The sequence below is a fragment of the Actinoplanes oryzae genome (assembly GCF_030757795.1).
GTDB lineage: Bacteria > Actinomycetota > Actinomycetes > Mycobacteriales > Micromonosporaceae > Actinoplanes.
Window position 1 is genome coordinate 1 of the sequence record NZ_JAUQWH010000146.1, and the last position, 22898, is coordinate 22898.

The following is a 22898-nucleotide window of genomic DNA, read 5'->3' on the forward strand; positions in this document are numbered from 1 at the left end:
AGCGGACGGTGAACTGGGCTGTCGTGCGCTGGGCGTCGGTGAGCCCGGCCAGGAAGGACTGCGCGGCGGTGATGACGGCGCTGGTGTCGACGCCGCGCGAGTGGATGGTGAACAGGTCGTCGACCTGTCTGCCGTCGGTGGTCAGGCCGGAGAAGTCCTCCGTGATCGTCTGACCGGCCAGGATCGGGTTCGTGCCGCCGCCCGGGCCGCGGCTTCCCGAGGCGCTCGGCGCGGCGCTCGCCGCAGCGTCCGGGGTGTCGGCTGCCCAGGCGCTGGTGGCGAGTCCGCCGCCCATCGTGGCCACGGCGGCCGCGCCGCTGGCGAAGAGCACCTTGCGCATGAAGCCACGCCGGTCCCCGTCGGTTCCCGTCGTCGCGGGCGGCCGCTGCTCGCGCACCACCGGCTGATCCAGCTCGCTCATCCTGGTCGACTTCCCTTCCTCCGTGGGTGACCCTGTCCGTCCCTCACGTAACCGGTCTCGGATCAAGCTCGGGCGGCGGCGCGGATGAAGCTTCCATGAAGATCAACGGGGCGGGATCGGGATCGTGAGGGTGAAGGTGGCGCCGCGGCCCGGGCCCGGGGATGCGGCGGTGACGTCGCCGGAATGGGCCCGGGCGATACCGCGGGCGATCGTCAGCCCGATGCCGCTGCCCCCGGCCGGTGCGGGCCGGTCCGGACGGTGGAGGCGCTCGAAACGGCCGAAGATGCGTTCCAGGTCGGCCGCCCGGATGCCGGCTCCGTCGTCGGTGACGCTGACCTCGGCCCGCGGTGTGGGCTCCGCCGCGGCCCGGGCGGTGACGCGGACCCGGCCGCCGGCCCGGCACGCGGTGAGCGCGTTGCCGAGCAGGTTCACCAGCACCTGGGTGATGCGGTCCGGGTCGCACCAGGCGACCACGGGGACGGAGGCGGTCACGGACAGCGCCACCCGGTGGTCGTCGTACTGCGGGTGCAGGCGCTCGGCGACCACGCGGGCCAGCGCCGCCACGTCGGTGGGCCGGCGCTGCAGCTCGAAGGCGCCCTCCTCGGCCACCGACAGCCGGGACAGGTCGCCGGCCAGCCGTTCCAGGCGGGCCAGGTCGTCGGTCAGCGAGGCGAACATCGCCTCGTCGGCGGGGAAGATCCCGTCGGCCAGCCCTTCGATCTGCCCACGCAGGATGGTGATCGGGGTCTTCATCTCGTGGGCGATCTCCGAGACCAGCCGGGCCCGGCGCCGCTCGGTGCCGGCCAGGACGGTGGCCAGGGCGTTCACGTCGGTGACCAGCCCGGCCAGTTCCGGTTCGTCCGGCGTGGCCAGCACGTCGTCGTAGTGGCCGCGGGCCAGGCGGTGCGTCGCCGCCCGGACCGAGTCCAGCGGGCGGAGCAGGAGCCGGGACAGCAGCACCGCGGCGAGCAACGCGGTGATCGCTCCGGCCGCCAGTCCGATCGAGACGGCGTCGTCGGGGTTGAACGGCCGCCGGTGCGGTCCCTTCAGCAGCTGGATGGCGGCTTCGGTGGTGCCGATCGCCATCAGCAGGACCAGCACGTGCGACAGCACCAGGCGGGCACGCAACGACAAGCGACGATTGATCGTACGCAGGAACTGTCTCACCGGGGGACGCCGACGAACCGGTAGCCGACCGTCCGGACGGTGCCCACGAAGCGCGGTGTGCCCGCGTCGTCGCCCAGCGCCTTGCGCAGCGTCCGGACGTGCACGTCGATGACCCGCTCGTCGCCGAAGAAGTCGCCGCCCCACACCTCGGCCAGCAGCCCGCGCCGGGTGTAGACCCGCCCGGGCGTCCGCGCCATGGCGACGAGCAGATCGAAGTCGAGCGGTGAGAGCTCCACCAGCTGCTCGTCGTCGCGCAGCACGGTCCGGGTGGCGGGGTCGATCACCAGACCCTGGAACCGCAGCGTGGCGTCGGGCTCCGCGCCCGTGTCCGTGCGCCGCAGGATCGCCCGGGCCCGCAGGACCAGCTCCCGCGGGCTGAACGGCTTGGTCACGTAGTCGTCGGCGCCGGCGGTGAACCCGATGAGGCGATCGACCTCCTCGCTGAGCGCGGTCAGCAGGATCACCGGCACCTGACTGGTCTCCCGCAGCTTGCGCAGCACGTGCAGACCGTCCGGCCCCGGCAGCATCACATCGAGGATCACGAGGTCGAGCCGATCGCGGGTGGCGAGGGCGAGGGCGGTGGTCCCGTCGGCTGCCTCGACGACCTCGAAGCCGTCGGCCTCCAGGTAGCCGCGGGCGGTCATCCGGATCTTCGTCTCGTCGTCGACCACGAGGACGCGTTGCACAGCCATGCCGCCTTCCTGCCGATTCTGACGGATCCGGGCCGGGCACCGGGCGGAGCTCCACTCGGAAGGTTCCGCGGCGTCTCCCATGGTGACTGGGTCACCTATGAGGACTCTGTGCAGCGTGACCGTGTTCGACCAGCGCGACGACGACGGGGTGCGCGAGGCCGCGGCGGTGTGCCCCGCCGCCTCCATCGTCTCGCCTTCCGCACCGGGGCCGGGCTCGCTCTCCATCACCGGCACCGACCTGCTCGTCGACGGCGGTCAGGCCGCCTGGCTGCGCTGGTACCGCCCCCAGCCGGCCGGCGTGTAGGGTGCATGATCGCGCCTCGCGTCCGTGAGCATGCCGAGCAGGCGGACGGCGTCGGCGTCGCGGCTGCCCGGCGCCGCCCGGTACACGATGAGTTGCTGGCCCGAGGCGCCGCGGACGTCGAAGGTCCGGTAGGTCAGGGTCAGGTCGCCGACCGCGCTGTGCCGGAACGTCTTGGTCTCGTAGGCCTTGCCGCGGACGTCGTGCCGCGCCCACAGCCGGCGGAAGTCGTCGTCGGCGGCTGCCAGTTCGCCGGTCAGGGCCAGGAGCCGCGGATCGTCGGGGTGGTGCCCGAGCGCCTGGCGCAGATGCGCCACGCTGACCTCGGCGGCGCGAGCCCAGTCGGCGAAGAAGGTGCGGCCCGCCTGGTCCAGGAAGGTCATCCGGGCCAGGTTGCCCGGGTCGGCGAAGTCCGAGTAGAGCGCCTCGGCGATCGTGTTGCACGCGAGCACGTCGAGGCGCCGGTTGATGATGACGGCCGGGAGGTGCGGCCACTCGCCGAGCAGCTGGCGCAGATCGTCGTCGGCCCGGTCGGTGGGCGGCGTCCGGTCGCCGGTCGGGACGCCGGCGAGGCGGAACAGATGGTCCCGGGCGTCCGGGCCCAGATCGAGGGCCCGGGCTATGCCGTCCAGCACCGAGGCGGACGGGGCGCGTTCCCGGCCCTGCTCCAGGCGGGTGTAGTAGTCGGAGCTCACCCCGGCGAGCACGGCGACCTCCTCCCGCCGCAACCCGGGCACCCGGCGCCGTCCGTGCGACACCAGGCCGGCTTCGCCGGGGCTCAACCGTGCGCGGCGGGCGGCCAGGAACAGGCCGAGGTCGGTGGCAAGCATGGCACCAGGCTAGATTTTGAGCGCCGCGGTAACCAGGGTGCGGCGCACCCCGGAGAGACCCACGCTGGTTGCGGAGCTCGCGGCTGCCGACAGTGGTTCGCATGACCTCACCTGGAATCGAGCCGGCCGCCCTGCACGCGGGGTCCGGGCCACTGCTGTTCACCGCTGCCACGATCCACACGCTGGATCCGGCCATCGGCGACCTCGAGGACGCGGACCTGCTGCTGGGCGGCGCCACGATCGTCGCGGTCGGTCCCGGCCTGCACACCGCGGCGGGTGACGACGGCGCCACCGTGGTCGACTGCCGCGGGCTGAGCATCGTCCCGGTCGCCGGCCTGAGCAACCTGGCACCCGGTAGCCCGGCCACCTTCGCGGCTGCACCAGGAGCTCGCCGCCGACGGCCGCTACGACGAGACGCGCGGCGGCCGCCCGCACGCGTACCAGGGCCGGTTCTGGATCGACGGCGATCGCATCGTCTACCTCGATGACCTGGGCTTCTGGGCCTACGGCGAGTTCGTCGACGGCGCGCTGCTGCACGCGGGCTACACCCTGCACCCCGCCCCCGCTTCGCTTCAGGAGGACAAATGAGCATGCTGTTCACCGGTGGAACCGTCGTCACCATGGATCCGGCGGTCGGTGACCTGGCGCGCGGCGACGTGCTGGTCAGCGGCGAGCAGATCGTGGCCGTCGGACCGGATCTGCGTGAGCACCCGCAGGCTCGTGGGGCCGAGATCGTCGACACCACGGGCCGGATCGTGAGCCCCGGCTTCGTCGACACCCATCGCCACGCGTGGCAGGCGCAGCTGCGGCGCAGCATCCCCGACGTGACCGACCTCGGCGCGTACGTCATGAACACCCTCGCCCGCATCGCACCCGTCTACACGCCGCACGACATGTACGTGGGCACCCGCCTCGCCGCCCTGTCGGCGCTGGACGCCGGGATCACCACGATGCTCGACTTCTCGCACAACTCGCGCACCGCCGAGCACTCCGACGCTGCGATTCGCGCGCTGGTGGACACCGGCATCCGCGGGGTGCACGCCTCGATGGCGCCGCACTTCGGCGACTGGGACAAGCAGTGGCCGCGGGATGTGCGGCGGTTGCGCGCCGAGCACTCCTCCGACCTGGTGACGGTCCGGCTCGCGAGCCTGGCCACCGACGAGATCGCCGGACCACTGCTCGCGTACGGGCCGGAGCTGGCCGCGATCGCGCGGGACCTGGGGATCGGGGTCAGCGTGGATGCGGTGTTCGGCGCGTCGTCGTCCGAGGCGATCCTGCGCTGGGCGCGCGACGGGCTGCTCGGCCCGCAGCTCACGCTGATCCACTCGACCGGGCTGACCGGTGAGGCGTGGCGGGCGATCGGGGACACCGGCACCACCATCTCGCTCGCGCCGACCTCCGACGCGCAGATCGGCCTGGAGACCGCGGTCCCGGCCATCGACGAGGCGCTGACGGCCGGGGTTCGCCCGGGGCTGAGTATCGACGTCGAAGTGGCCCTGGCCAGCGACATGTTCACCCAGATGCGGGCCCTGCACGCGATCCAGCGGATGCGGGCGGTCAACGGCGCCTACGGCACGGACGCCGTCCCGGACCGGATCACCACCCGCGACGTGCTGGACTTCGCCACCCTGCAGGGCGCCCGCACCAACGGACTGGAGCCGGTCACCGGCTCGCTGACCCCGGGCAAGCAGGCGGACCTGCTGGTGGTCAACGCCTGCGACATCAACACCATGCCGCTCAACGACGCCGTGGGCACGCTGGTGCTCGGGGCCGACCCGCGCAACATCGAGACGGTGCTGGTCGCCGGCGTGCCGCGCAAGTCCGGGGGTCGGCTCGTCGGTGTCGACATCGCCGCGGAGTACGAGCGGGTCGTCGCCTCCCGCGACGCGATCCTCGCCGCGACGGCCTCGTAGCGGATCGGGGTCCATGGCGCGCCGCGGCCACGTTCATGGACCCCGTCTCGTCGCCCCTCTCGCCGGCGTTCAGGCCAGGTGGCCGTCCGGCCGGACCAGCCCGGCTTCGGTCTTGACGGGGTCGCCGGTGCGGAGTCGTTCGAACAGGGTGCTGCCGTCGGGGAACCCGAGGTTGGGCACGCGCCGCCCGGTGGCGTACTCCACATCGAGGCCCGACAGGCGCTCGGCGAGCTGCCGGGACAGCTCCGGCGTGGTCGCGATCAATCGGCTGAGCAGAGTGCGCAGTGCCTGGCCGTCGGGCGTGCAGGCGGTCATCAGGGCGGTCTGGGCCCGGGTGTGCTCGAGCAGGGCCGCGCCGATCGGGTGCCGCTCGTCGTGGTAGCTGTCGAGCAATGTGTCGTCCGCCCGCCCGGTGACGACCGCGGCGAGTTTCCAGCCGAGGTTGTGCGCGTCGTGAATGCCGACGTTCATGCCGACGCCGCCGGTGGGGAAATGCTGGTGCGCGGCGTCGCCGGCCAGCAGCACCCGGCCCCGGCGATAGGCGGTGGCCTGGCGGGTCGCGTTGCCGAAGCGGGAGAGCCAGACCGGGTCACGCATCCCGAAGTCGGTGCCGGCGATCAGGCTCACGGTCGCGCGCAGCTCGTCGAGCCGGAGCTCGCCCGGCCAGTCCGGCCGGTCGGCCGACGGGTCCGTGCCGACCAGCCGAAAGATGCCGCCGCCCATCGGTACGACCATCAGGCCACCGTGCGGCCCGGAGACGCTGAGCATGCCCCGCTCGGGCGGGGAGTCGAGCACGACGTCGCCGAGCCAGCCCCAGGTGGTGGGCCCGGTGCCGGGGAAGTCGATGCCTGCCGCGGAGCGGATGGTGCTGCGGGTGCCGTCGCAGCCGGCTACGTACCGGGCTCGCACAATCTCCCCGCCCGCCAGTTCGACCCCGTCTTCGGTGAGCCCGGTGACGCGGCAGCCCCGCCGGATGGTGGCGCCCAGCGTCCGGGCGCGGTCTTCGAGCAATTCTTCCGTACGTGCCTGGGGCAGCACGAGCGTGTAGGGGTGCGGGGTGTCCAGCACCGCGAAGTCCATCCGGTCGGGCAGGCCGGCGAAGTGTCCGTTCGGCACGCTTACGCCCGCGGCGAGGAACGTGTCCGCGAGGCCGCGGCAGTCGAGGATCTCGATCGTGCGCGGGTGGATCGTCAGCGCCTTGGAGTGCGGATCCCGTTCCGTGCGCGGCTCCAGCACCGTGACGGTTGCCCCGCCCAGGCGTAGCTCGGCGGCCAGCCACAGGCCGGTGGGGCCCGCTCCCACGATCACGACGTCGTCCATGATTTCTCCTCTTGGTCAGTGACCAATAATCGCGGTCGAGTAAAGTTGGTCGGTGACCAAGAGTCAAGGGGATGTGGTGCGCGCGGCACTGGAGCTGCTCGACGAGCAGGGTGCGCCGGCGGTCTCGATGCGGGCCGTCGCGGAGCGCCTCGGCGTGCGGATGAACACGGTGCTGTGGCACGTGAAGAGCCGTGCCCGGCTCGGTGAGCTGCTGGCCGACGCGATCGTCGCCGGTGTCCCTCTCGATGATCTGCCGGCGGACTGGCGGGCCCGCGCGGCCGAGATCACCCGCCGCTACCGGCGCGCGCTGCTGGCCCACCGCGACGGCGCGGCCGTGGTGGTCGGCACCTATGCCGCCGAGCCGGCCACCCTGGACATCGCCGAGGCCCTGGTCGGTGCCCTGCTCGACGGCGGCCTGGCGGAGCGGGAGGCGGCCTGGACATGCTGGAGCCTGCTCTATTTCACTCTCGGCCTGACCCAGGAGGAGCAGGCGGCTCCCACGTCCTTCGGCGGCGAGCTCGAGGTCGGCGACCGCCCGGCCCTGCGGCGCATTCTGCCGCACCTGACCACCGAGTCGTTCGACGACCGCTTCGAGCACGGATTGGCGCAACTGCTGCGCGGACGCTGACCGTCACGGGGTGGTCAAGTCGCTCAGGTCGGCGCGCGCTTCGGCGGCCCAGCGAGCGAGCTCGGCGCCGATGGTGCGCGCCTGGCCGGCGAGTTCGCGGGCAGCGGCAGCGCCGGTGTCCGGTCAGCGTCGCAGGTGAGCTACAGCCAGCCGTGGTCGCGGGCCAGGGCCGCCGCCTCGGCGCGGGTGCTGACGCCGAGCTTGGTCGTGATGGCGGTGAAGTGGTTGCGCACGGTGCCCGGCGACAGGTGCAGGCGCCGCGCGAGCAGGGAGACCGAGAAGTCGGGCCCGGCATGGCGGAGTATCTCGATCTCGCGCGGGGTCAACGGGCACTCCGGCAGGGAAAGGGCCTCGGCGGCCAGCGCCGGGTCGACGTAGCGGCCACCGGCGTGGACGCGACGGATGACGTCGGCCAGCGCTCCGCCGGGTGCGCCCTTGGCCAGGAAGCCCTTGGCTCCGGCGGCCAGCGCCTGCTGCAGCTGGGCGGGCCGGCCGCGGCCGGTGAGGATGACCACCGCGCAGGTCGGCAGGACACGGGACAGCTCTGCCGCGACGGCCATGCCGTCCAGGGCCGGCATCTGCAGGTCCACCACGGCGACGTCGGGGCGGTGAGCCAGCGCGGCGGACACCGCGGCGCGGCCGTCGGCGACGGAGGCGACGACGTCCAGATCCGGTTCGAGGCCGAGCAGCGCGGCCAGGGCGGCGCACACGATCTCTTCGTCGTCGGCCAGGACAATCCGGATCACGGAGTCGAGGATACGACGGCTTCGACGGTGAATCGGCCGTCCGCCGCGTGGGTGCGCAGGGTGCCACCCGTCTCGGCAAGGCGCTCGGCGAGGCCCCGCAGCCCGTGGCTGTGGCGGTCCGGACGAACGTCGGTGACGCCGTCGTTCACCACCGTCATGATCACCGCGTCACCGCCGGTGCCGGCCGTACGACAGATGCTGATCGCGCACGACGTGGCCTGGCTGTGCCGAAGGACATTGGTCACCGCTTCGCGCAGGACCGCCGCCAGCGGCGCGGCGACGGCCTCCGGGAGGTCCGCATCCGGCGCGGTGACGGTGCACCGCACCCCGGAGGAGCGCAGGACGTGCTCGATGGAACGCAACTCCGCGCGCAGGTCGATCTGCCGGTAGCCGTGCACGACCTCGCGCACCTCGGCCAGTGCCGCCGCGACCATCCGGCGCACCTCGGCTGCCTCGTCCGCAGCGCGGTCCGCGTCCACCGGCGCGAGCCGTTCGGCCAGTTCCGCCTTGAGAGCAATCACCGACAGGCGGTGCCCGAGAAGATCGTGAACGTCGCGTGCGAAGCGCAGCCGCTCCTCCGAGGCGGCCAGCTGTGCCTGCGCGGCGCGTCCGTACTCGGCCTGGACCAGCAGGTTCCAGAACCAGACCGGGAAGGCGTTGAGGGCCGCCACGCCGGCGCCGACCGTGACCACGATCAGCACCGCGTGGAGGGGATCGTCGCCGGCGGCCAGGGCGACCGCGACGGTGACGACCACGGTCAGGGCGCACATCGCCGTCGCGAGCGGCCACCGGACGAGCAGCGGCACGATGCCCACGATGCAGCACGCCAGCCACGCCCAGGTCGGCCAGCCGTCCCCGACCGGACCCACCAACGCCACCGAGAGTACGGACGCGGCGGCCAGGGCCACGTACGCCCGGCGCCGGGTTCCCGGCCCGGTCCACGGGGTGACCAGGACATGCAGCACGGCCCCCTGGGCCAGGGCGAACAGGGTGACCCCGACGGCACCCATGACCACCAGCCGCGCATCCGGCTCGCGCCACAGGCCGACCGCCGGCAGGAACAGCGCCATCACGGCGTTGGCGGCCAGCGCCACCAGGGTCACCGTGCGGGCCTGGCGCTGCCTGCGGATCCCCTCTCCAGCGTTCATCGCCCGATGCTAGGCGCCTGCCGTGCGTACTCCGGGCATGAAGAACGCACGGTCCGGCCGTGACGTCCGCTCCAAGCGGTGGTGACGATGCGACGGTGTTTCTTGCGCCGTAGGCCGCTGAGGCTGAACGCATGACATCACTGACCGCGTACGCACCGTCGCTGTTCACCCGGCCCTTCCTGCGTCACCTCGGCGAGATGATCGTCGCGATGCTGCTCGGCCCGTTGCTGATCGGCCCGCTGTGGCCCTTCCTGATCCCGGACGACTTGCTGGCCAGGGCCGACGTGGCCGCCGCCACCATGGCCACCGGCATGGTCATCACGATGTCGGTGTGGATGTGGCACCGTGGGCACGGAGCGGCCGCGACAGCCGAGATGGCGGCGGCGATGTACGTGCCCTACCTGGTGCTGCTGGTGCCGTGGTGGCTCGGGCTGGTGACCGCCGGTGTGGTGACGGTAGGTGGCCACCTCCTGATGCTGCCGGCCATGGTGCTTGCCATGGGGCATCGCGCCGCCGAGTACGTGACGCACCGGCCGCAACCGGCGCGGTCGGGGCCGTGGGCGGCCGTGCTGGACCGGTGGCCGACCGCGTTCGCGCTGCTCGTCACCGTCGACAACCTGGTCCACCCACGTCCGCTGCCGGCCTGGACGATGCTCGTCCTGCCGCTCGGCTACCTGGCGATCGGCGCCGTCCGGCGCACCCTGCGCCCCCGCAAGGTGCTGGCCACCCAGCTGACGGGCCTGGCGGTCTCTCTCCTGCTGGTGCTGCTCGCGACGGTGAGCTCAGGCGACACCAGCCTGTACCTGATCGGCGCCGGATGGCTCGCGCACGCCGGCTGGGACGCCTGGCATCACCGCCGTAGCGCTGTCGTGCCGCGCGGGTACGCCGAGTGGTGCCTCATGGTCGACATCGTCATCGGCCTGAGCGTGATCGCCTTTGCCGCCGTGACGAAATGATGAGGGGCAGGCGGAGGCCATCGCACGTTCGGCCACACCGGCTTCATCCAGAACGGTTGATCCGGTGGTTTCGTCATCGGTTAACCCTCCACCCCTACCGAACCCAGCGGCTCAATGGACAAGGTGGTATCGCTCCCAGCGAGGTGGGAGGGGTTCCCGGGTCAACGACCATAGAGGAGACTGGCATGGCAAAACCGACAATCGTTCTGGTGCACGGCGCGTGGGCTGACGCGTCCAGCTGGAACGCCGTCGCGACCGAGCTGCAGAGCCAGGGTTACACCGTGCTCGGGCCGCCCAACCTGCTGCGTGGACCGGTGTCCGACGCGGCCTACATCTCGTCGTTCCTCGCCCAGCGCACGACCGGTCCGGTGGTGCTGGTCGGGCATTCCTACGGCGGTTTCGTCATCACCAACGCGGCGACCGGCGGTGGTGACGTGCGGGCCCTGGTCTACGTCGACGCGTTCATCCCCGACGAAGGCGAGTTCGTCTTCCAGATCCTCGGGGGCTCGGGGTCGGCGCTCGACGTGCCCGACCCGACGACAGTTCTCGACATCGTCGGCTACCCCGGCGCTCCCGAGGGCGACGCCGAGGCGTTCCTCAAGCCGGACACCGTGCACCAGTCTTTCGCCCAGGACCTCCCCGAGGCCGATCGGTGGCTGATCCACGAGAGCCAGCGGCCGATCACCCTGAGCGCCAACACCACGCCGTCGGGCGCCCCGGCGTGGAAGACCCTGCCGAGCTGGGCGGTCATCGGCACCGAGGACAAGGTGATCCCGGCGGGCGTCAAGCGCGCCCAGGCCGAGCGGGCGGGAGCGAAGGTCACCGAGGTCGAGGGCTCGCATGTCTCGCTGGTCTCGCACCCCCAGGTCGTCATCGACACCATCCTGGCCGCCGCGGCCCACGTCGCCGAGTAGGCGAAGCCGACCGGACGGGTATTCGGCGCGTGTCTTCGTGGGCTGTCAGTCCGCCACGACCGTGACCTCGACCCGCTCGCCGACGGAGACGGAGACGTAGCGGTCCTGGGTGGCGAGGTAATCGCGGTATCCGGGTGCTCCGGCATTGTCGGCGACAACCAGGGCGCCCGGGGCGAGATCAGGCTCGAGCAGGCGCAGGACCTCGACGTACAGGTGGTTGGCGCCGTCGAGGAAGAGCAGGTCGATGGGGCGGGGGCGGCGCTGCGGCAAGGTCTGCCGGGCGTCGCCCTCGAGGATCTCGACCAGATCCGCCAGTCCGGCCTCGGCGAGGGTGGCGCGGGTGGCCGCGGCCTTGGTCGGTTCGAGTTCGGTGGTGATCAGCGTGCCCGTGCCGTTGTCGCGCAGGGCGGCGGCCAGGTGCAGGGTGGAGACGCCGAAGGAGGTGCCGAACTCCACGACGGTGCGGGCCTTCGCGGTGCGGGTGAGCAGGTAGAGCAGCTGCCCGGTCTCCGGGGTGACGGCGAGGTGGGCCTGACGGGTGGCGGCGGCGAACTCGGGGGAGCCGGGCCGGTGTCCCTGGGCCAGCAGGTCGGCGCGTTGCAGCCGGAAGCGTTCCTGGGTGCGTCGCGCGTCGGCGAACAGCGTGGCGAGCAGGGGCTTGACCGGCGCGGTGGTGAGCGTACTCATGGCGCGATGATCACACGGCTTTCTGTGTGCGAAGTTCATCGACGGCTGCCCTGCTCAGCGCGTCTCCGCATTGTTCGGGCGCTTGGCCGACCGGTGACGCTGTGGTCGGGGAGGCTCCCCGATCGCTCCCTCAACGCCTCCTTCCCGATCCTTCGGATCTTCGCTGAGGTTCCGTCGTCTCGGTGACAAAACGGCGGAGGGCCTCGAAGGCCTGCCGGCCTGACCGCTCGGATCCTTGCGACCGGGCGGCGATCAAGCACCTGGCAAGGCATGCCTGGGCGGTATGGCACCGTACTGCTGGGAGCGCGATCGTGGCCGCTGTGGCGGTGGCAATCTCGATGTGCAGGAAGTCACATTTAAGATCGTCACTTGTGAGCTTAGGTATGCCTTACCTAAGTTGAGGGCAACCGTGTCCCGCTCCGGGGCGCCCTCCGTGAGGAGTTCTCTCACCATGACCACAGCTCTCCGCCGCACCATGGCGGTCACCGCGGCCATCGCCGCGGGCACGCTGTCCCTGACCGCTCCGGCCACCGCGCACCCCAAGGCCGACGCGGCGTCCACGGTGACCACCGTGCCGCTCACCACAGGGCTTTACCAGTCGTCCTATTCGGAGCGCAACCAGGCGCTCTGGGTGACCTCCGCCGTCGGCCGCCCGCCGGTGACCACGTCCCGGCTGCTCAAGGTGGACCCTCGTACCCTCGCGGTGCAGGCGACCTACACCCCGCCCGTCGTCGACGCGGCGACCGGCGCCCTGGAGGCCGTGTACGGCGTGGCTGTCGACGATGAGCACAACACTGTATGGACCACCAACACGCGCAGCAACTCGGTGGCCGTCTACAGCCAGCGCGACGGATCTCACCTGGCGACGCTGCCCGGCGTCGACCACGCCCGTGAGATCGTCGTGGACACCCGGCACAACACCGCCTGGGCCAGCGCCTTCACCGGTGGCACCCTGGTGGCCTTCGACACCCGGACGCTGACCGAGAAGAAGCGGGTCACCGTGACCGGCTCCGGCCCGACCGGCCTGGCCGTGGACGAGAAGACCGGCACGCTCTACGCCGCCGACCTCAACGGCGACCAGATCATCGCCGTGTCCCCGCAGTCGGACACGCCGACCCTGATCCCGGCCGGTGACGGCCCCATCTCGATCGACCTGTCGAAGGACGGCAAGACCGCCTACACCGCCGACCAGACCGCCGGCACGCTGTCCGTGGTGGACCTGCGCGCCAAGGTCGTCACCAAGACCGTCGTCACCGGCGCGGGCGCGCTGTCCGTCAGCGTCGACGAGCGTACGGGCAAGGCTCTGGTCGCCAATCGCACCGCCGCGAACGTCACGGTCGTCGACCCGCGCGCGGGGGTGGTGACCGAGACCCTGGCCACCGGCGCCAACCCCAACCACGTCGAGACCAGCAACGGGACGGCCTTCGTGGTCGACAAGTCCGGCGCCGGCCCGGCCGGCGAGGACCAGCTGCACGAGATCAAGATCGCCCGCTGACCAGCGGATCCGACCGGTGGCCCGCCCCGACCTCCGCAACGCCGGGGCGGGCCACCCGCCGAGCAGGAAGCAGTGACGCCATGAGCTCACCACTGGACCGTGACCGGGTCCGCAACGACGTCGCCGACGTGCTGGGGGAGGACCCCGCCGGCCTGACCGACGACGAGAACCTCATCGACCGGGGGCTCGACTCCATCCGCATTCTGATGCTCGAGGCCCGCTGGCGCGCCGACGGCGTCGACACCGGCTTCCTGGAGCTGGCCGAGGAGCCGACCATCGCCGCGTGGTCCGACCTGGCGAAGCCCGGCACATGAGCGTCGCACTGGTCACCGGGGCCGGGCAGGGCATCGGCCGGGCCGTCACCCGCGCTCTGGCCGCCGGCGGCACGATGGTCGCCGCGCTCGACCGCAACGGTGACGGCCTGCGTGAGTGGGCCGCCGAGGAACAGGGCGTCTTCCCGTACGTGGCCGACGTCGCCGATCCCGGCCAGGTCGACGCCGTCGTGGCGACCGCCGAACGCGAGCTGGGGCCGGTGGACATCCTCGTGAACGTCGCGGGCGTCCTGCGTACCGGTCAGGTGGTGGATTTCCCGGGCCACGCGTGGGCCGAGACGTTCGCCGTCAACGCGACAGGCGTGTTCCATGTCAGCCGGGCGGTCGCCGCGCGGATGGTCCCGCGCCGGGCGGGCGCCATCGTGACGGTCTCGTCGAACGCGGCCGGTGTGCCCCGCGCGGGCATGGCCGCGTACGCCGCGTCGAAGGCCGCCGCCACCATGTTCACCAAGTGTCTCGGGCTCGAGCTGGCGCCGTACGGCATCCGCTGCAACGTGGTCGCCCCCGGCTCGACCGACACCCCGATGCAGCGGGCACTCTGGACCGCGGACGGCCCGGGCCGGGTCATCGCCGGTGACCCGGCCGCCTTCCGGGCCGGCATCCCGCTGGGACGCATCGCCACCCCCGAGGACGTCGCCGACGCCGTGCTCTTCCTCGCCTCCGACAAGGCCCGGCACATCACCATGCACGACCTGTACGTGGACGGGGGTGCGACCCTCCGTGCTTGAGACCTACGACCCGTCCCGCTCGTCGGTGTTCGTGTCCCCGTCGGCCACCCTGCTGGCCGAAGGCGTGCACGCCGTAGCCCCGGCCACGTCCCTCGCCGAGCTGCCCTTGCAGGTCAGTGCCCTGCTGCGGGCCGGTGGCGGCGAGGCCCGTGCCGTGGTCGGCGCCGTGCCGTTCTCCGCCGACGCGCCCGCCCGCCTGGTCGTCCCGAGGCGGCTGCGGCGCGGGGAACCGGCGACCTTGCCGGCGCGGCCCGACGTCGCCGCCCGGGGACACTCGGTCGCCGAAACCGACGACGGCTACGTGGCCGCCGTCGCGCGGGCGCTCAAGGAGATCGACGCGGGCGCGTACACGAAAGTGGTCCTGGCGCGGGCACTGCGCCTGCCCGCCCCCGCTCTGGATGTCGCCGCCGTGGTGCGCGGCCTGATAGAGCGTGGCGCGGGCCGGTACACCTTCGGCATCGATCTCGGCGCCGGCCGTACCCTGTTCGGCGCCAGCCCCGAGCTGCTGGTGTCGCGACACGGCGGCATCGTCACGGCACACCCACTCGCCGGATCCGCGCCGCGCAGCGCCGACCCGGACGAGGACGCCCGCCGGGCCGCCGCGCTGCTCGTGTCGGCCAAGGACCGGCACGAACACGCCTTCGTCAGCGAGCAGGTCGCCGCGGTGCTGCGGCCGTACTGCCGCGCGCTGCATGTCCCGGACGAGCCGGAGCTGGTGGCAACGCCGACCATGTGGCACCTGGCATCGCGGATCACCGGCCGGGTGGCGCACCCGGACACGACCGCCTTGACGCTGGCCGCTGCCCTGCACCCGACGCCGGCCGTGTGCGGCACCCCGGTCGCGTCCGCCCGGCGGGCCATCGCGGAGCTGGAGAGCTTCGACCGCGGCTTCTACGCGGGCATGGTGGGCTGGACCGACGCGGCCGGCGACGGGGAATGGGCGGTCACGATCCGCTGCGCGGTCGCCGGCCCGGAGGGCCTCGACGTGTACGCGGGGGCGGGCGTGGTGACCGGCTCGGATCCGGCCGCCGAGCTCGCCGAGACCAACGCGAAGCTGGGCACGATGCTGACCGCGCTGGGGGTGGCCGATGTGGCCCGCTGAGTTCGCCCGCCGCTACCGTGAGCGCGGCTACTGGACCGGGCAGACCTTCGACGACCTGCTGCGCTCGGGCGCGGAACGATTCGGCGACCGGGTGGCCGTCGTCGACGGCGAGCGCCGTATCACCTACCGCCAGCTGCGCGACCGGGCGCTGAGCGTCGCCGCCGGGCTGTACGAGCAGGGCATCCGGCCGGACGACCGGGTGGTCGTGCAACTGCCGAACGTGGCGGAGTTCTTCGACGTCATCTTCGCGCTCTTCCGGATCGGTGCGCAGCCCGTGTTCGCGCTGCCGGCACACCGGGCCGCCGAGATCGGCTACTTCTGCCGGCACACCGAGGCGGCCGCGTTCATCACCACCGGCGTCGCGTCCGCCGACGGCTTCGACCACCGTACGCTCGCGGCCGCGGCCACGCCCGCGCGCATGATCCTTGCCGAGGACCTGCCGCGCGGGGACCCGGCCACCCTGCCGCCGGGCCCGGCACCGGGCGCCCTGGCTTTCCTGCAGCTCTCGGGCGGCAGCACCGGCCTGCCCAAGCTGATCCCGCGCACCCACGACGACTACCTCTACAGCGTGCGGGAGAGCGCGGACATCTGCGCCCTGACCCCGGACAGCGTCTACCTCGTGGTGCTGCCGGTGGCGCACAACTTCCCGATGTCGTCGCCGGGGGTGCTCGGCGCACTGCACGCGGGCGCGCGGATCGTGCTGTCGCCGTCCCCGGCTCCGGCCACGGTCTTCCCGCTGATCGACAGGGAAGGGGTGACCATCACCGCTCTGGTGCCGCCGCTCGCCCTGGTGTGGCTCGACGCCGCCGAGCGGGCGTCGTGGCGCCCGGACAGCCTGGACGTGCTGCAGGTCGGTGGCGCGAAGCTGGTGCCGTCGGTGGCCGCCCGGGTCGCTCCGGTGCTGGGCTGCCGGTTGCAGCAGGTGTTCGGCATGGCCGAGGGCCTGGTCAACTACACCCGCCTCGACGAACCGGACGAGATCGTCCTGCACACCCAGGGCCGGCCGATCTCACCGGACGACGAGGTGCGGGTGGTCGACGACGCCGACCGGCCGGTAGCCGACGGCGAGGTGGGTCATCTGCTGACCCGGGGGCCGTACACGATCCGCGGGTACTGGCGCGCCGACGAGCACAATCAGGTCGCGTTCACGCCCGACGGGTTCTACCGCACCGGCGATCTGGTGCGCCGGCTCGACGGCGGCCATCTGGTGGTCGAGGGACGGGCCAAGGACCAGATCAACCGGGGCGGGGAGAAGATCGCCGCCGAGGAGGTGGAGGATCACCTGCTCGCCCACCCGGACGTCCACGACGCGGCTGTGGTCGCCGTCCCCGACCTGTACCTGGGGGAGCGCAGCTGCGTGTTCGTGGTGCCCGTGGGCCGGCCCCCCACGCTGGGAGACCTGCGCGCCTTCCTGCGCGAGCGCGGGCTGGCCGCGTACAAGATGCCGGACAAGCTGCGCGTGGTGGACCGCTTCCCGGTCACCGGCGTGGGCAAGACCAGCCGCCGCGAGCTGCGGTCGCTGCTGCGGTCCCGGCTGTCGTCATCGGAGGGATGAACGTTGCTGCCTCGCATCACCCCCTATCACGTGCCCACCGGCTTCTCCCGGGACACCGCGAAGGTCGGCTGGCGGCTCGACCCCGAGCGGGCCGTGCTGCTGGTGCACGACATGCAGAACTACTTCCTCGCGCCGTTCGGTACCGCGGACGGCACTCTTGTCACCAAGGTGATCCGCAACATCGGGGCCCTGCGGGAGCACGCCGGGCGTACCGGCATGCCGGTGATCTTCTCCGCCCAGCCGGGCGGGCAGACCCGCGCCGAACGCGGCCTCCTGCAGGACTTCTGGGGTGACGGCCCGCCGCCCGAGCCGCACGCGCTGGCGATCGTGGACGCGCTGCGCCCGGGTCCCGACGACATCGTGCTCACCAAGCGCCGCTACAGCGCCTTCGTCGGCACTCCACTGGCGGAGCTGCTCGGCGAGCGCGACCAGCTGATCGTGACCGGCGTGTACGCCCACATCGGCGTCCTGGCCACGGCCCTGGACGCGTTCATGCGCGGCGTGCAGCCCTTCGTGGTGGCCGACGCGGTGGCGGACTTCAGCCCGGCGCACCACGCCGACGCGCTGCGGCACGTCGCCACCCGCTGCGGCGTCGTGGCCACCACCGCGGAGCTGAGCGATGACCTGCTCGCCGAGCGCCGGTAGCTCAGGCCAGCAGGCCGGCGAGGGCGTCGCCGAAGCGGGCCCGCCAGCACAGCCGGTCGTGACCGCCGGCGAACTCGGCATAGGTGAGCTGGTAGCCGCGGGCGGTCAGCGCGTCGCGCAGCCGCCGGTTCGGGCCCAGTGCCACCCACTCGTCCGTGCCCGCCTCGACGTGCCAGCGGATCGGCAGGCGGTCGCCGGTGGCGAGGGAGCGGGTGAGGCGCTCCGGGTCCGGAGTGGTGCTGGGCCACCAGAAAGCGCCGGACTGGGTGAGCACGTTGCCGAACCGGTGCGGCGCGCGCAGGGCGGCGAACGCGGCGGCCAGCCCGCCGAGGCTCTGGCCCGCGATCACCGTACGGGCCGGGTCAGGGTCCGGGTTCAGCTCGCGCCCGGCGCTCTCGATCAGGTCGGTGCTCAGGAACTTCGCGAAGCCGGGATCGCAGGCGTACTCGGTGAAGCGGGTCACCCGGTCGCCGCTGTCGGGCAGCAGCGCGACCACCGGCGGGATGCGCCCGGCCGCGATGAGGTTGTCCAGCGTGACCGACACCGGCAGCAGCGGCCCCCAGATGTCGCCGTCGAGCAGCACGAGCAGCGGGTAAGGCCCGGCCCCGGCCGTCCAGCCCGGCGGCCGGTAGCGCCACACGCGGCGGGGGAGGTCCACGGTGTCCAGCCGGCCCGCGGGAACAGCCGGGTCGTGCTGCCACCAGTGCGGGCCGGCCGCGGCGACCGGCCCGGCGGCGATCGACTTGTGCGGCGGCTTCTCCTGCGGCAGGACGCGCGGGTTGCCGGGATCCTGCACCAGGTTCTGCGCGACCTGCCGCCAATGTGCGGCAGTGTCGTCCGCCGGCGAGTCGCTCTCGTCCGGGGCGAAGTGGTAGCTGCCCTGCCAGTCCGCCGGCAGCCGGTAGGTCAGGTGCCACAGGTCGGTGCCGGGCATCCGGCGCATCCGCGAGAGCCCCAGATCGGCGCGGTCGGCCAGCTTGTTCGCCAGCACGAGCACGTCGCGGGTGGGTCGCCGCTCCCGCCACAGGAACGTGATGAGCACGTCCGCGCCGTCCCGCTCGACCATCGGCGTCCCGTCGTGCGTGACCTGCGCCCAGAACGCCTCCACGCCGTCCGGCCGCAGCCGCGTTAGACGCGGGCTGTCCGTGACGACCGGGGGCTTCGGCCGGGGCACGCGCGGCGGCACTGACGTCGGTGGCACCTCGGACATGGAACCCCTCTCCCTGCTTGCTTAGGACACCCTAACTATGACGCCCTTGACCGCTGCCCAGCAGGCCCTCTGGTTCGCCCAGCAGCTCGACCCGGCCAGCCCCGCCTTCTGGTGCGCGCACCGCATCGACCTGGACGGCCCGCTGGACGTGAACCGCCTCGCCGCCGCTGTCGCGGAGGTGAGCGCGGAGACCGAGATGCTGTGCGCTCGGTTCCTCACCGAAGGCACCGACGTGTTTTGGACGCCCGGGGCCGCGCCCCCCGTCGAGCTGCTCGACCTGCCGGACGAGAACGCGGTGGAGCAGTGGATCCGGGCCGATCTCGCGACGGTTCCGGAGCTGACCGGCGCCGGGCTGGTGCGCCTGGCCCTGCTGCGGCTCGGCCCGGACCGGACCGTCTGGTACCTCCGCGCGCACCACCTGCTCCTCGACGGCTTCGCGTTCTCCCTGGTGATCGACCGGGTCGTGGCGGCCTACCAGGGCAGGGACAGCGCGCCGTGGAAGCCGCTGCGCGCGCTGCTCACGGCCGAGGATGCCTATCGCGGCTCGGACGCGTACGCGGCCGACCGGCAGTTCTGGCTGGACAGGCTCGCGGGCGCCCCGCCGCCGGCCGCTCTGGCCGAGGCAACGGCCGGACCCGCGCACGAGCGGGCCCGGCGCCACCGCGAAGTCCCCGGTGATGTGCTGCGGTCGGTCGCGGATCGCCTCGGTGTCACCTGGGCCGAGACGGCGATCGCGGTCGGCGCGCTGTACCTGCACCGGCTCACCGGCGCCCGGGACGTGACGCTGGGTCTGCCGGTGGCCGGGCGGCTCGGCACCCCCGCGGCCCGGATTCCCGCGACGGTGGTCAACGTGCTGCCGCTGCGGCTGGTCGTGCCGGCCGGGTCGACCCTGCGGCAGCTGGCGGTGACCGTCCAGGCGGAGGTGCGGGCGGCCGTGCGGCATCAGCGGTACCGCTACGAATGGCTGCAGCGCGACCTCGGCCTGGTCGGGACGGGCCGGCGCCTGGTCGGGCCGCAGGTCAACGTGAAGCCGTTCCGGCGGGACCTGGACCTCGGCGCCGGCGTGACCGGCCGGGTGCACTATCTGGCCACTGGCCCGGCCGACGACTTCGAGCTCACGGTCGGCATGGACACCGGCAGCGGCCGGCTGGACGTCACCGTGGACGCCAACCCGCGGCTGTACCCGCCGGAGCAGCTGGACGCGCATTTCGAGCGGCTCGCCGGCCTGCTGCAGGCACAGCTCGGCCCGGACGACCTGGTCGAGGAGGTGGAGGTACGGACGCCCACCGAGATCTCGCGGACCCGGCGGTGGAACGCGACCACACGTCCCGTGCCGGACACGACGCTGACCGAGCTGCTGGACGCGCGCGCGGACTCGGCCGCCCCCGCGGTACGTTCCGGCGGCGCCGAGCTGAGCTACGCCGAGCTGCACGAACGGGCCGGCCGGTTGGCCCGGTGGCTCGCCGCGCGCGGGGCGGGACCGGGAACGCTGGTGGCGGTGGCGCTGCCCCGCAGCCTCGATCTCGTGGTCGCGCTGCTCGGGATCCTCAAGAGCGGGGCCGGTTATCTGCCGCTCGACGCGTCGTATCCCCCCGACCGGCTCGCGTTCATGATCGAGGACGCGCAGCCGGTGTGCGTACTGGAGGAGATGCCCGACCTGACGCACGTGCCGGACCACCCCCTCGCCGTGGCCCGGCCGGGCGACACCGCGTACGCGATCTACACGTCGGGATCCACCGGGCGGCCCAAGGGTGTGCTGGTGCCGCACCGCGGGATCGTCAACCGGCTGCTGTGGATGCAGGGCCGCTACGGGCTGCGACCCGGCGAACGGGTGCTGCAGAAGACGCCGTCGGGCTTCGACGTGAGCGTGTGGGAGTTCTTCTGGCCGCTGCTGGCCGGTGGGACCCTCGTGCTGGCGCGGCCGGACGGGCACAAGGACCCGGCGTACCTCGCGTCGCTGATCGTCGAGGAGCACGTCAGCACCGCGCACTTCGTCCCGTCGATGCTGCGGGTCTTCCTGAGCGAGCCGGCCGCGGGCAAGACCGCGGGCGTGCTGCGGCGAGTCATCTGCAGCGGCGAGGAACTTTCGGAGGATCTCGCCCGGCTGTTCCCTCAGGTGGTCGGCGCCGAGCTGCACAACCTGTACGGACCCACGGAAGCGTCCGTCGACGTCACCGCCTGGGAGTGCGCCGCCGGGGACCCGCCCGGCCCCGTCCCGATCGGCCGTCCCGTCTGGAACACCCGCCTGCACGTGCTCGACACGCGCCTCGAACCCGTGCCGGTCGGCGTCACCGGCGAGCTCTACCTGGACGGAGTGCAACTGGCGACCGGGTACCTCGGCCGCCCCGGGCTGACCGCTTCGCGCTTCGTCGCCGCCGCCGACGGCACCCGGATGTACCGCACCGGCGATCTGGCCCGCTTCCGCGCCGACGGTGCGGTGGAGTATCGCGGGCGCGCCGACGACCAGGTGAAGATCCGTGGCTTCCGGGTCGAGCTCGGCGAGATCGAGGCGGTGCTGACCGAGCATCCGGGGGTACGCCGGGCCGCGGTCGCCCACCTCGACGGGCGGTTGTGCGCGTACGTGGTCGGATCGCCGGACGTCACCGGGTGGCTGCGGTCCCGGCTGCCGGAACACATGGTGCCGTCCGTGGTGCTGCCGGTCGACGAGCTGCCGCTGACCCCGAGCGGCAAGCTCGATCGCCGCGCGCTGCCCGCACCGCCGGTCACGGTGGGCGGCGATGCTCCGCGTACGGCCACCGAGCGCCTGGTCGCCTCGACGATCGCGGACGTCCTCGGCGTCGCGGTGCCCGGCCCGGACGACAACTTCTTCGCCCTCGGCGGGCACTCCCTGCTGGCCGCCACGCTCGTGCAGCGGCTTCGCGCCGCGACGGGAACGGCGGTGCCGCTGGCCGCGGTGTTCGCCGCACCGACCGTCGCCGGTCTTGCCGCCCGCCTGTCGACAGGTGCCGACGCCGGCGAAGGCTTGCGGACGCTGCTGCCGCTGCGCCCGTCGCCGGACGGTCCGGCACTGTTCTGCGTGCATCCGGCCGGCGGGCTGGCCTGGTGCTACGCCGGGCTGCTGCCGCATCTCGACCCGTCGATCGCGGTGTACGGGCTGCAGTCCCGGTCCTTGCTGTCGCCCGGCCCGGCGTCCACCCTGGCCGCGGTCGCCGCCGACTACGTGCGGGAGATCCGCCGCGTACGCCCGCACGGGCCGTACGCGCTCGCCGGCTGGTCGGTCGGCGGCGTCATCGCCCAGGCGGCCGCCGCCCAGCTGCGCCGCGCCGGCCACGAGGTGTCCGTGCTGGCCTTGCTGGACGCCTATCCGGCGGACCAGTGGCGGGACCTGCCCGCGCCGACCACCGGCGACGCGTTGCGGGCATTGCTGACGATGGCCGGCCTCGACGACGAGCCCGGGCCGGTCACCGCCGACGGGGTCGTCGCCCGGCTGCGCGCCTCCGGCGGCCCGATGGCGGACCTGGACCCGGCGCTGCTGGCCGTTGTGCCCTCCGTGGTGGCCGGCAACGCGCGGATGATGCGCGAGCACCACCACGAGGCGTTCGACGGCCCGGCGATCCTGTACGCGGCCGGGGCGCCGCGGGCGGAGGACTGGCTCGATCCGGAGGGGTGGCGGCCGTACGTGGGCAGCCTGGAGGTCCGCACCCTGGACTGCACCCATCCGGGCCTGGTCCGGCCGGCCGCCCTGCGGGTGATCGGTCGTGATCTCACCCGCCTGCTGGTCCGGTAGCGGTCATCGGCGCCGGGCGGCGAGCAGCCAGACCAGGTAGCCGCCGCCCAGCGCGCCGGTCAGCACACCGACCGGGAGCGCCGCCGGGGCGAACAGGCGCTGGGCCGCGAGGTCGGCGCCGGCCAGCAGCGCGGCACCGGTCAGGCCGGCGACCACGAGGCTCGCGTCCGGGGAGCGGGTCAGCCGGCGGGCGATCTGCGGGGCGGCCAGCGCCACGAACGGCACAGGCCCGGCCGCGGCGGTGGCCACGGCGGTCAGGGCCACGGCGACCAGGAGCAGGCCGCGGCGGGTGACTTCGACGCGTACGCCCAGGGCGCCCGGGCCCTCGACCGGGTCGCCGAGGCCGGGCGCGGGGTGGTG

23 protein-coding genes are annotated in these 22898 nt (G+C 73.0%); 13 read left to right on the forward strand and 10 right to left on the reverse strand.

Going from position 1 to position 22898, the window contains the following annotated elements; genetic code table 11:
* The 3 genes from RBH18_RS33685 to RBH18_RS33695 all read right to left on the reverse strand — a co-directional run.
* The coding region (locus RBH18_RS33685; protein ID WP_306214521.1) for a hypothetical protein at positions 1 to 421 on the reverse strand (421 nt) is incomplete at its 3' end.
* Between the two features lie 102 nt (positions 422 to 523).
* Positions 524 to 1588 (reverse strand): sensor histidine kinase, encoded by a 1065-nt coding sequence (locus RBH18_RS33690; protein WP_306214522.1) that lies wholly within the window; start codon positions 1586 to 1588, stop codon positions 524 to 526.
* Complete coding sequence (locus RBH18_RS33695; RefSeq protein WP_306214523.1) at positions 1585 to 2280, reverse strand: response regulator; 696 nt, start codon at positions 2278 to 2280, stop codon at positions 1585 to 1587. Before RBH18_RS33695 ends, RBH18_RS33690 begins: the two co-directional genes overlap by 4 nt.
* A gap of 115 nt (positions 2281 to 2395) precedes the next feature.
* Here RBH18_RS33695 and RBH18_RS33700 point away from each other — a divergent pair, with 115 nt between their 5' ends.
* Positions 2396 to 2584 carry a hypothetical protein gene (locus tag RBH18_RS33700; protein WP_306214524.1) on the forward strand — a complete coding sequence of 63 codons (189 nt, stop codon included), beginning with the start codon at positions 2396 to 2398 and terminating at the stop codon, positions 2582 to 2584.
* Here RBH18_RS33700 and RBH18_RS33705 read toward each other — a convergent pair.
* Positions 2536 to 3411 carry a helix-turn-helix domain-containing protein gene (locus RBH18_RS33705; protein WP_306214525.1) on the reverse strand — a complete coding sequence of 292 codons (876 nt, stop codon included), beginning with the start codon at positions 3409 to 3411 and terminating at the stop codon, positions 2536 to 2538. The genes RBH18_RS33700 and RBH18_RS33705 overlap by 49 nt on opposite strands.
* A gap of 375 nt (positions 3412 to 3786) precedes the next feature.
* Here RBH18_RS33705 and RBH18_RS33710 point away from each other — a divergent pair, with 375 nt between their 5' ends.
* Together RBH18_RS33710 and RBH18_RS33715 are read left to right on the forward strand one after the other, a co-directional pair.
* The gene (locus tag RBH18_RS33710; RefSeq protein WP_306214544.1) at positions 3787 to 3999 is read left to right on the forward strand and encodes an Atu4866 domain-containing protein; all 213 of its coding nucleotides are present in this window, start codon (positions 3787 to 3789) and stop codon (positions 3997 to 3999) included.
* Positions 3996 to 5324, forward strand: coding sequence for an amidohydrolase family protein (locus tag RBH18_RS33715; protein WP_306214526.1), 1329 nt, complete (start codon positions 3996 to 3998; stop codon positions 5322 to 5324). The genes RBH18_RS33710 and RBH18_RS33715 overlap by 4 nt, the downstream gene beginning before the upstream one ends.
* A gap of 69 nt (positions 5325 to 5393) precedes the next feature.
* Here the strand turns inward: RBH18_RS33715 and RBH18_RS33720 are convergent, their stop codons facing one another.
* Positions 5394 to 6644: an FAD-dependent monooxygenase gene (locus tag RBH18_RS33720; protein WP_306214527.1), complete on the reverse strand. Its 1251-nt coding sequence runs from the start codon at positions 6642 to 6644 to the stop codon at positions 5394 to 5396.
* 52 nt (positions 6645 to 6696) lie between these two features.
* Here RBH18_RS33720 and RBH18_RS33725 point away from each other — a divergent pair, with 52 nt between their 5' ends.
* Positions 6697 to 7272, forward strand: coding sequence for a TetR/AcrR family transcriptional regulator C-terminal domain-containing protein (locus tag RBH18_RS33725; RefSeq protein WP_306214528.1), 576 nt, complete (start codon positions 6697 to 6699; stop codon positions 7270 to 7272).
* A 140-nt stretch (positions 7273 to 7412) separates the two neighbouring features.
* Here the strand turns inward: RBH18_RS33725 and RBH18_RS33730 are convergent, their stop codons facing one another.
* Positions 7413 to 8018 carry a response regulator transcription factor gene (locus RBH18_RS33730; protein WP_306214529.1) on the reverse strand — a complete coding sequence of 202 codons (606 nt, stop codon included), beginning with the start codon at positions 8016 to 8018 and terminating at the stop codon, positions 7413 to 7415.
* Positions 8015 to 9166 (reverse strand): sensor histidine kinase, encoded by a 1152-nt coding sequence (locus RBH18_RS33735; RefSeq protein ID WP_306214530.1) that lies wholly within the window; start codon positions 9164 to 9166, stop codon positions 8015 to 8017. The genes RBH18_RS33730 and RBH18_RS33735 overlap by 4 nt, the downstream gene beginning before the upstream one ends.
* Positions 9167 to 9297: 131 nt before the next feature.
* On the opposite strand from RBH18_RS33735, the gene RBH18_RS33740 reads away from it, so the two are divergent.
* Together RBH18_RS33740 and RBH18_RS33745 are read left to right on the forward strand one after the other, a co-directional pair.
* Positions 9298 to 10122, forward strand: a complete 825-nt coding sequence (locus tag RBH18_RS33740; RefSeq protein ID WP_306214531.1) for a hypothetical protein — start codon at positions 9298 to 9300, stop codon at positions 10120 to 10122.
* Positions 10123 to 10307: 185 nt separating this feature from the next.
* Positions 10308 to 11036, forward strand: coding sequence for an alpha/beta fold hydrolase (locus tag RBH18_RS33745; protein WP_306214532.1), 729 nt, complete (start codon positions 10308 to 10310; stop codon positions 11034 to 11036).
* 45 nt (positions 11037 to 11081) lie between these two features.
* Here RBH18_RS33745 and RBH18_RS33750 read toward each other — a convergent pair whose 3' ends face one another.
* Positions 11082 to 11723, reverse strand: a complete 642-nt coding sequence (locus tag RBH18_RS33750) for an O-methyltransferase (protein WP_306214533.1) — start codon at positions 11721 to 11723, stop codon at positions 11082 to 11084.
* A 451-nt stretch (positions 11724 to 12174) separates the two neighbouring features.
* Between RBH18_RS33750 and RBH18_RS33755 the strand changes: the two genes are divergently transcribed.
* The 6 genes from RBH18_RS33755 (at position 12175) to RBH18_RS33780 (ending at position 17580) form a co-directional block, all read left to right on the forward strand.
* Positions 12175 to 13218 (forward strand): YncE family protein, encoded by a 1044-nt coding sequence (locus RBH18_RS33755; protein ID WP_306214534.1) that lies wholly within the window; start codon positions 12175 to 12177, stop codon positions 13216 to 13218.
* 80 nt (positions 13219 to 13298) lie between these two features.
* Positions 13299 to 13532 (forward strand): phosphopantetheine-binding protein, encoded by a 234-nt coding sequence (locus tag RBH18_RS33760; RefSeq protein WP_306214535.1) that lies wholly within the window; start codon positions 13299 to 13301, stop codon positions 13530 to 13532.
* A complete protein-coding gene (locus RBH18_RS33765) occupies positions 13529 to 14278 on the forward strand; it encodes a 2,3-dihydro-2,3-dihydroxybenzoate dehydrogenase (RefSeq protein ID WP_306214536.1) in 750 nt (249 codons plus the stop codon). Before RBH18_RS33760 ends, RBH18_RS33765 begins: the two co-directional genes overlap by 4 nt.
* Complete coding sequence (locus RBH18_RS33770) at positions 14271 to 15380, forward strand: isochorismate synthase (RefSeq protein WP_306214537.1); 1110 nt, start codon at positions 14271 to 14273, stop codon at positions 15378 to 15380. The genes RBH18_RS33765 and RBH18_RS33770 overlap by 8 nt, the downstream gene beginning before the upstream one ends.
* Entirely contained in the window at positions 15367 to 16935 is a 1569-nt protein-coding gene (locus RBH18_RS33775) for a (2,3-dihydroxybenzoyl)adenylate synthase (protein ID WP_306214538.1), read from the forward strand. Before RBH18_RS33770 ends, RBH18_RS33775 begins: the two co-directional genes overlap by 14 nt.
* Positions 16936 to 16938: 3 nt before the next feature.
* Positions 16939 to 17580: an isochorismatase family protein gene (locus RBH18_RS33780; RefSeq protein ID WP_306214539.1), complete on the forward strand. Its 642-nt coding sequence runs from the start codon at positions 16939 to 16941 to the stop codon at positions 17578 to 17580.
* Position 17581: 1 nt separating this feature from the next.
* Here RBH18_RS33780 and fes read toward each other — a convergent pair whose 3' ends face one another.
* A complete protein-coding gene (fes, locus tag RBH18_RS33785; RefSeq protein ID WP_306214540.1) occupies positions 17582 to 18790 on the reverse strand; it encodes an enterochelin esterase in 1209 nt (402 codons plus the stop codon).
* A 46-nt stretch (positions 18791 to 18836) separates the two neighbouring features.
* On the opposite strand from fes, the gene RBH18_RS33790 reads away from it, so the two are divergent.
* Entirely contained in the window at positions 18837 to 22538 is a 3702-nt protein-coding gene (locus tag RBH18_RS33790; protein ID WP_306214542.1) for an amino acid adenylation domain-containing protein, read from the forward strand.
* A 3-nt stretch (positions 22539 to 22541) separates the two neighbouring features.
* Here the strand turns inward: RBH18_RS33790 and RBH18_RS33795 are convergent.
* A partial coding sequence (locus RBH18_RS33795; RefSeq protein ID WP_306214543.1) for an iron chelate uptake ABC transporter family permease subunit occupies positions 22542 to 22898 on the reverse strand: 357 nt, incomplete at its 5' end.

Bases quoted from the DNA above. Each gene is read 5' to 3' on its own strand.
- RBH18_RS33765 (WP_306214536.1), top strand. From the start codon at position 13,529: ATGAGCGTCGCACTGGTCACCGGGGCCGGGCAGGGCATCGGCCGGGCC.
- RBH18_RS33720 (WP_306214527.1), bottom strand. From the start codon at position 6,644: ATGGACGACGTCGTGATCGTGGGAGCGGGCCCCACCGGCCTGTGGCTG.
- fes (WP_306214540.1), bottom strand. From the start codon at position 18,790: ATGTCCGAGGTGCCACCGACGTCAGTGCCGCCGCGCGTGCCCCGGCCG.
- RBH18_RS33695 (WP_306214523.1), bottom strand. From the start codon at position 2,280: ATGGCTGTGCAACGCGTCCTCGTGGTCGACGACGAGACGAAGATCCGG.
- RBH18_RS33750 (WP_306214533.1), bottom strand. From the start codon at position 11,723: ATGAGTACGCTCACCACCGCGCCGGTCAAGCCCCTGCTCGCCACGCTG.
- RBH18_RS33705 (WP_306214525.1), bottom strand. From the start codon at position 3,411: ATGCTTGCCACCGACCTCGGCCTGTTCCTGGCCGCCCGCCGCGCACGG.
- RBH18_RS33755 (WP_306214534.1), top strand. From the start codon at position 12,175: ATGACCACAGCTCTCCGCCGCACCATGGCGGTCACCGCGGCCATCGCC.
- RBH18_RS33715 (WP_306214526.1), top strand. From the start codon at position 3,996: ATGAGCATGCTGTTCACCGGTGGAACCGTCGTCACCATGGATCCGGCG.
- RBH18_RS33735 (WP_306214530.1), bottom strand. From the start codon at position 9,166: ATGAACGCTGGAGAGGGGATCCGCAGGCAGCGCCAGGCCCGCACGGTG.
- RBH18_RS33775 (WP_306214538.1), top strand. From the start codon at position 15,367: ATGTGGCCCGCTGAGTTCGCCCGCCGCTACCGTGAGCGCGGCTACTGG.
- RBH18_RS33740 (WP_306214531.1), top strand. From the start codon at position 9,298: ATGACATCACTGACCGCGTACGCACCGTCGCTGTTCACCCGGCCCTTC.
- RBH18_RS33745 (WP_306214532.1), top strand. From the start codon at position 10,308: ATGGCAAAACCGACAATCGTTCTGGTGCACGGCGCGTGGGCTGACGCG.
- RBH18_RS33760 (WP_306214535.1), top strand. From the start codon at position 13,299: ATGAGCTCACCACTGGACCGTGACCGGGTCCGCAACGACGTCGCCGAC.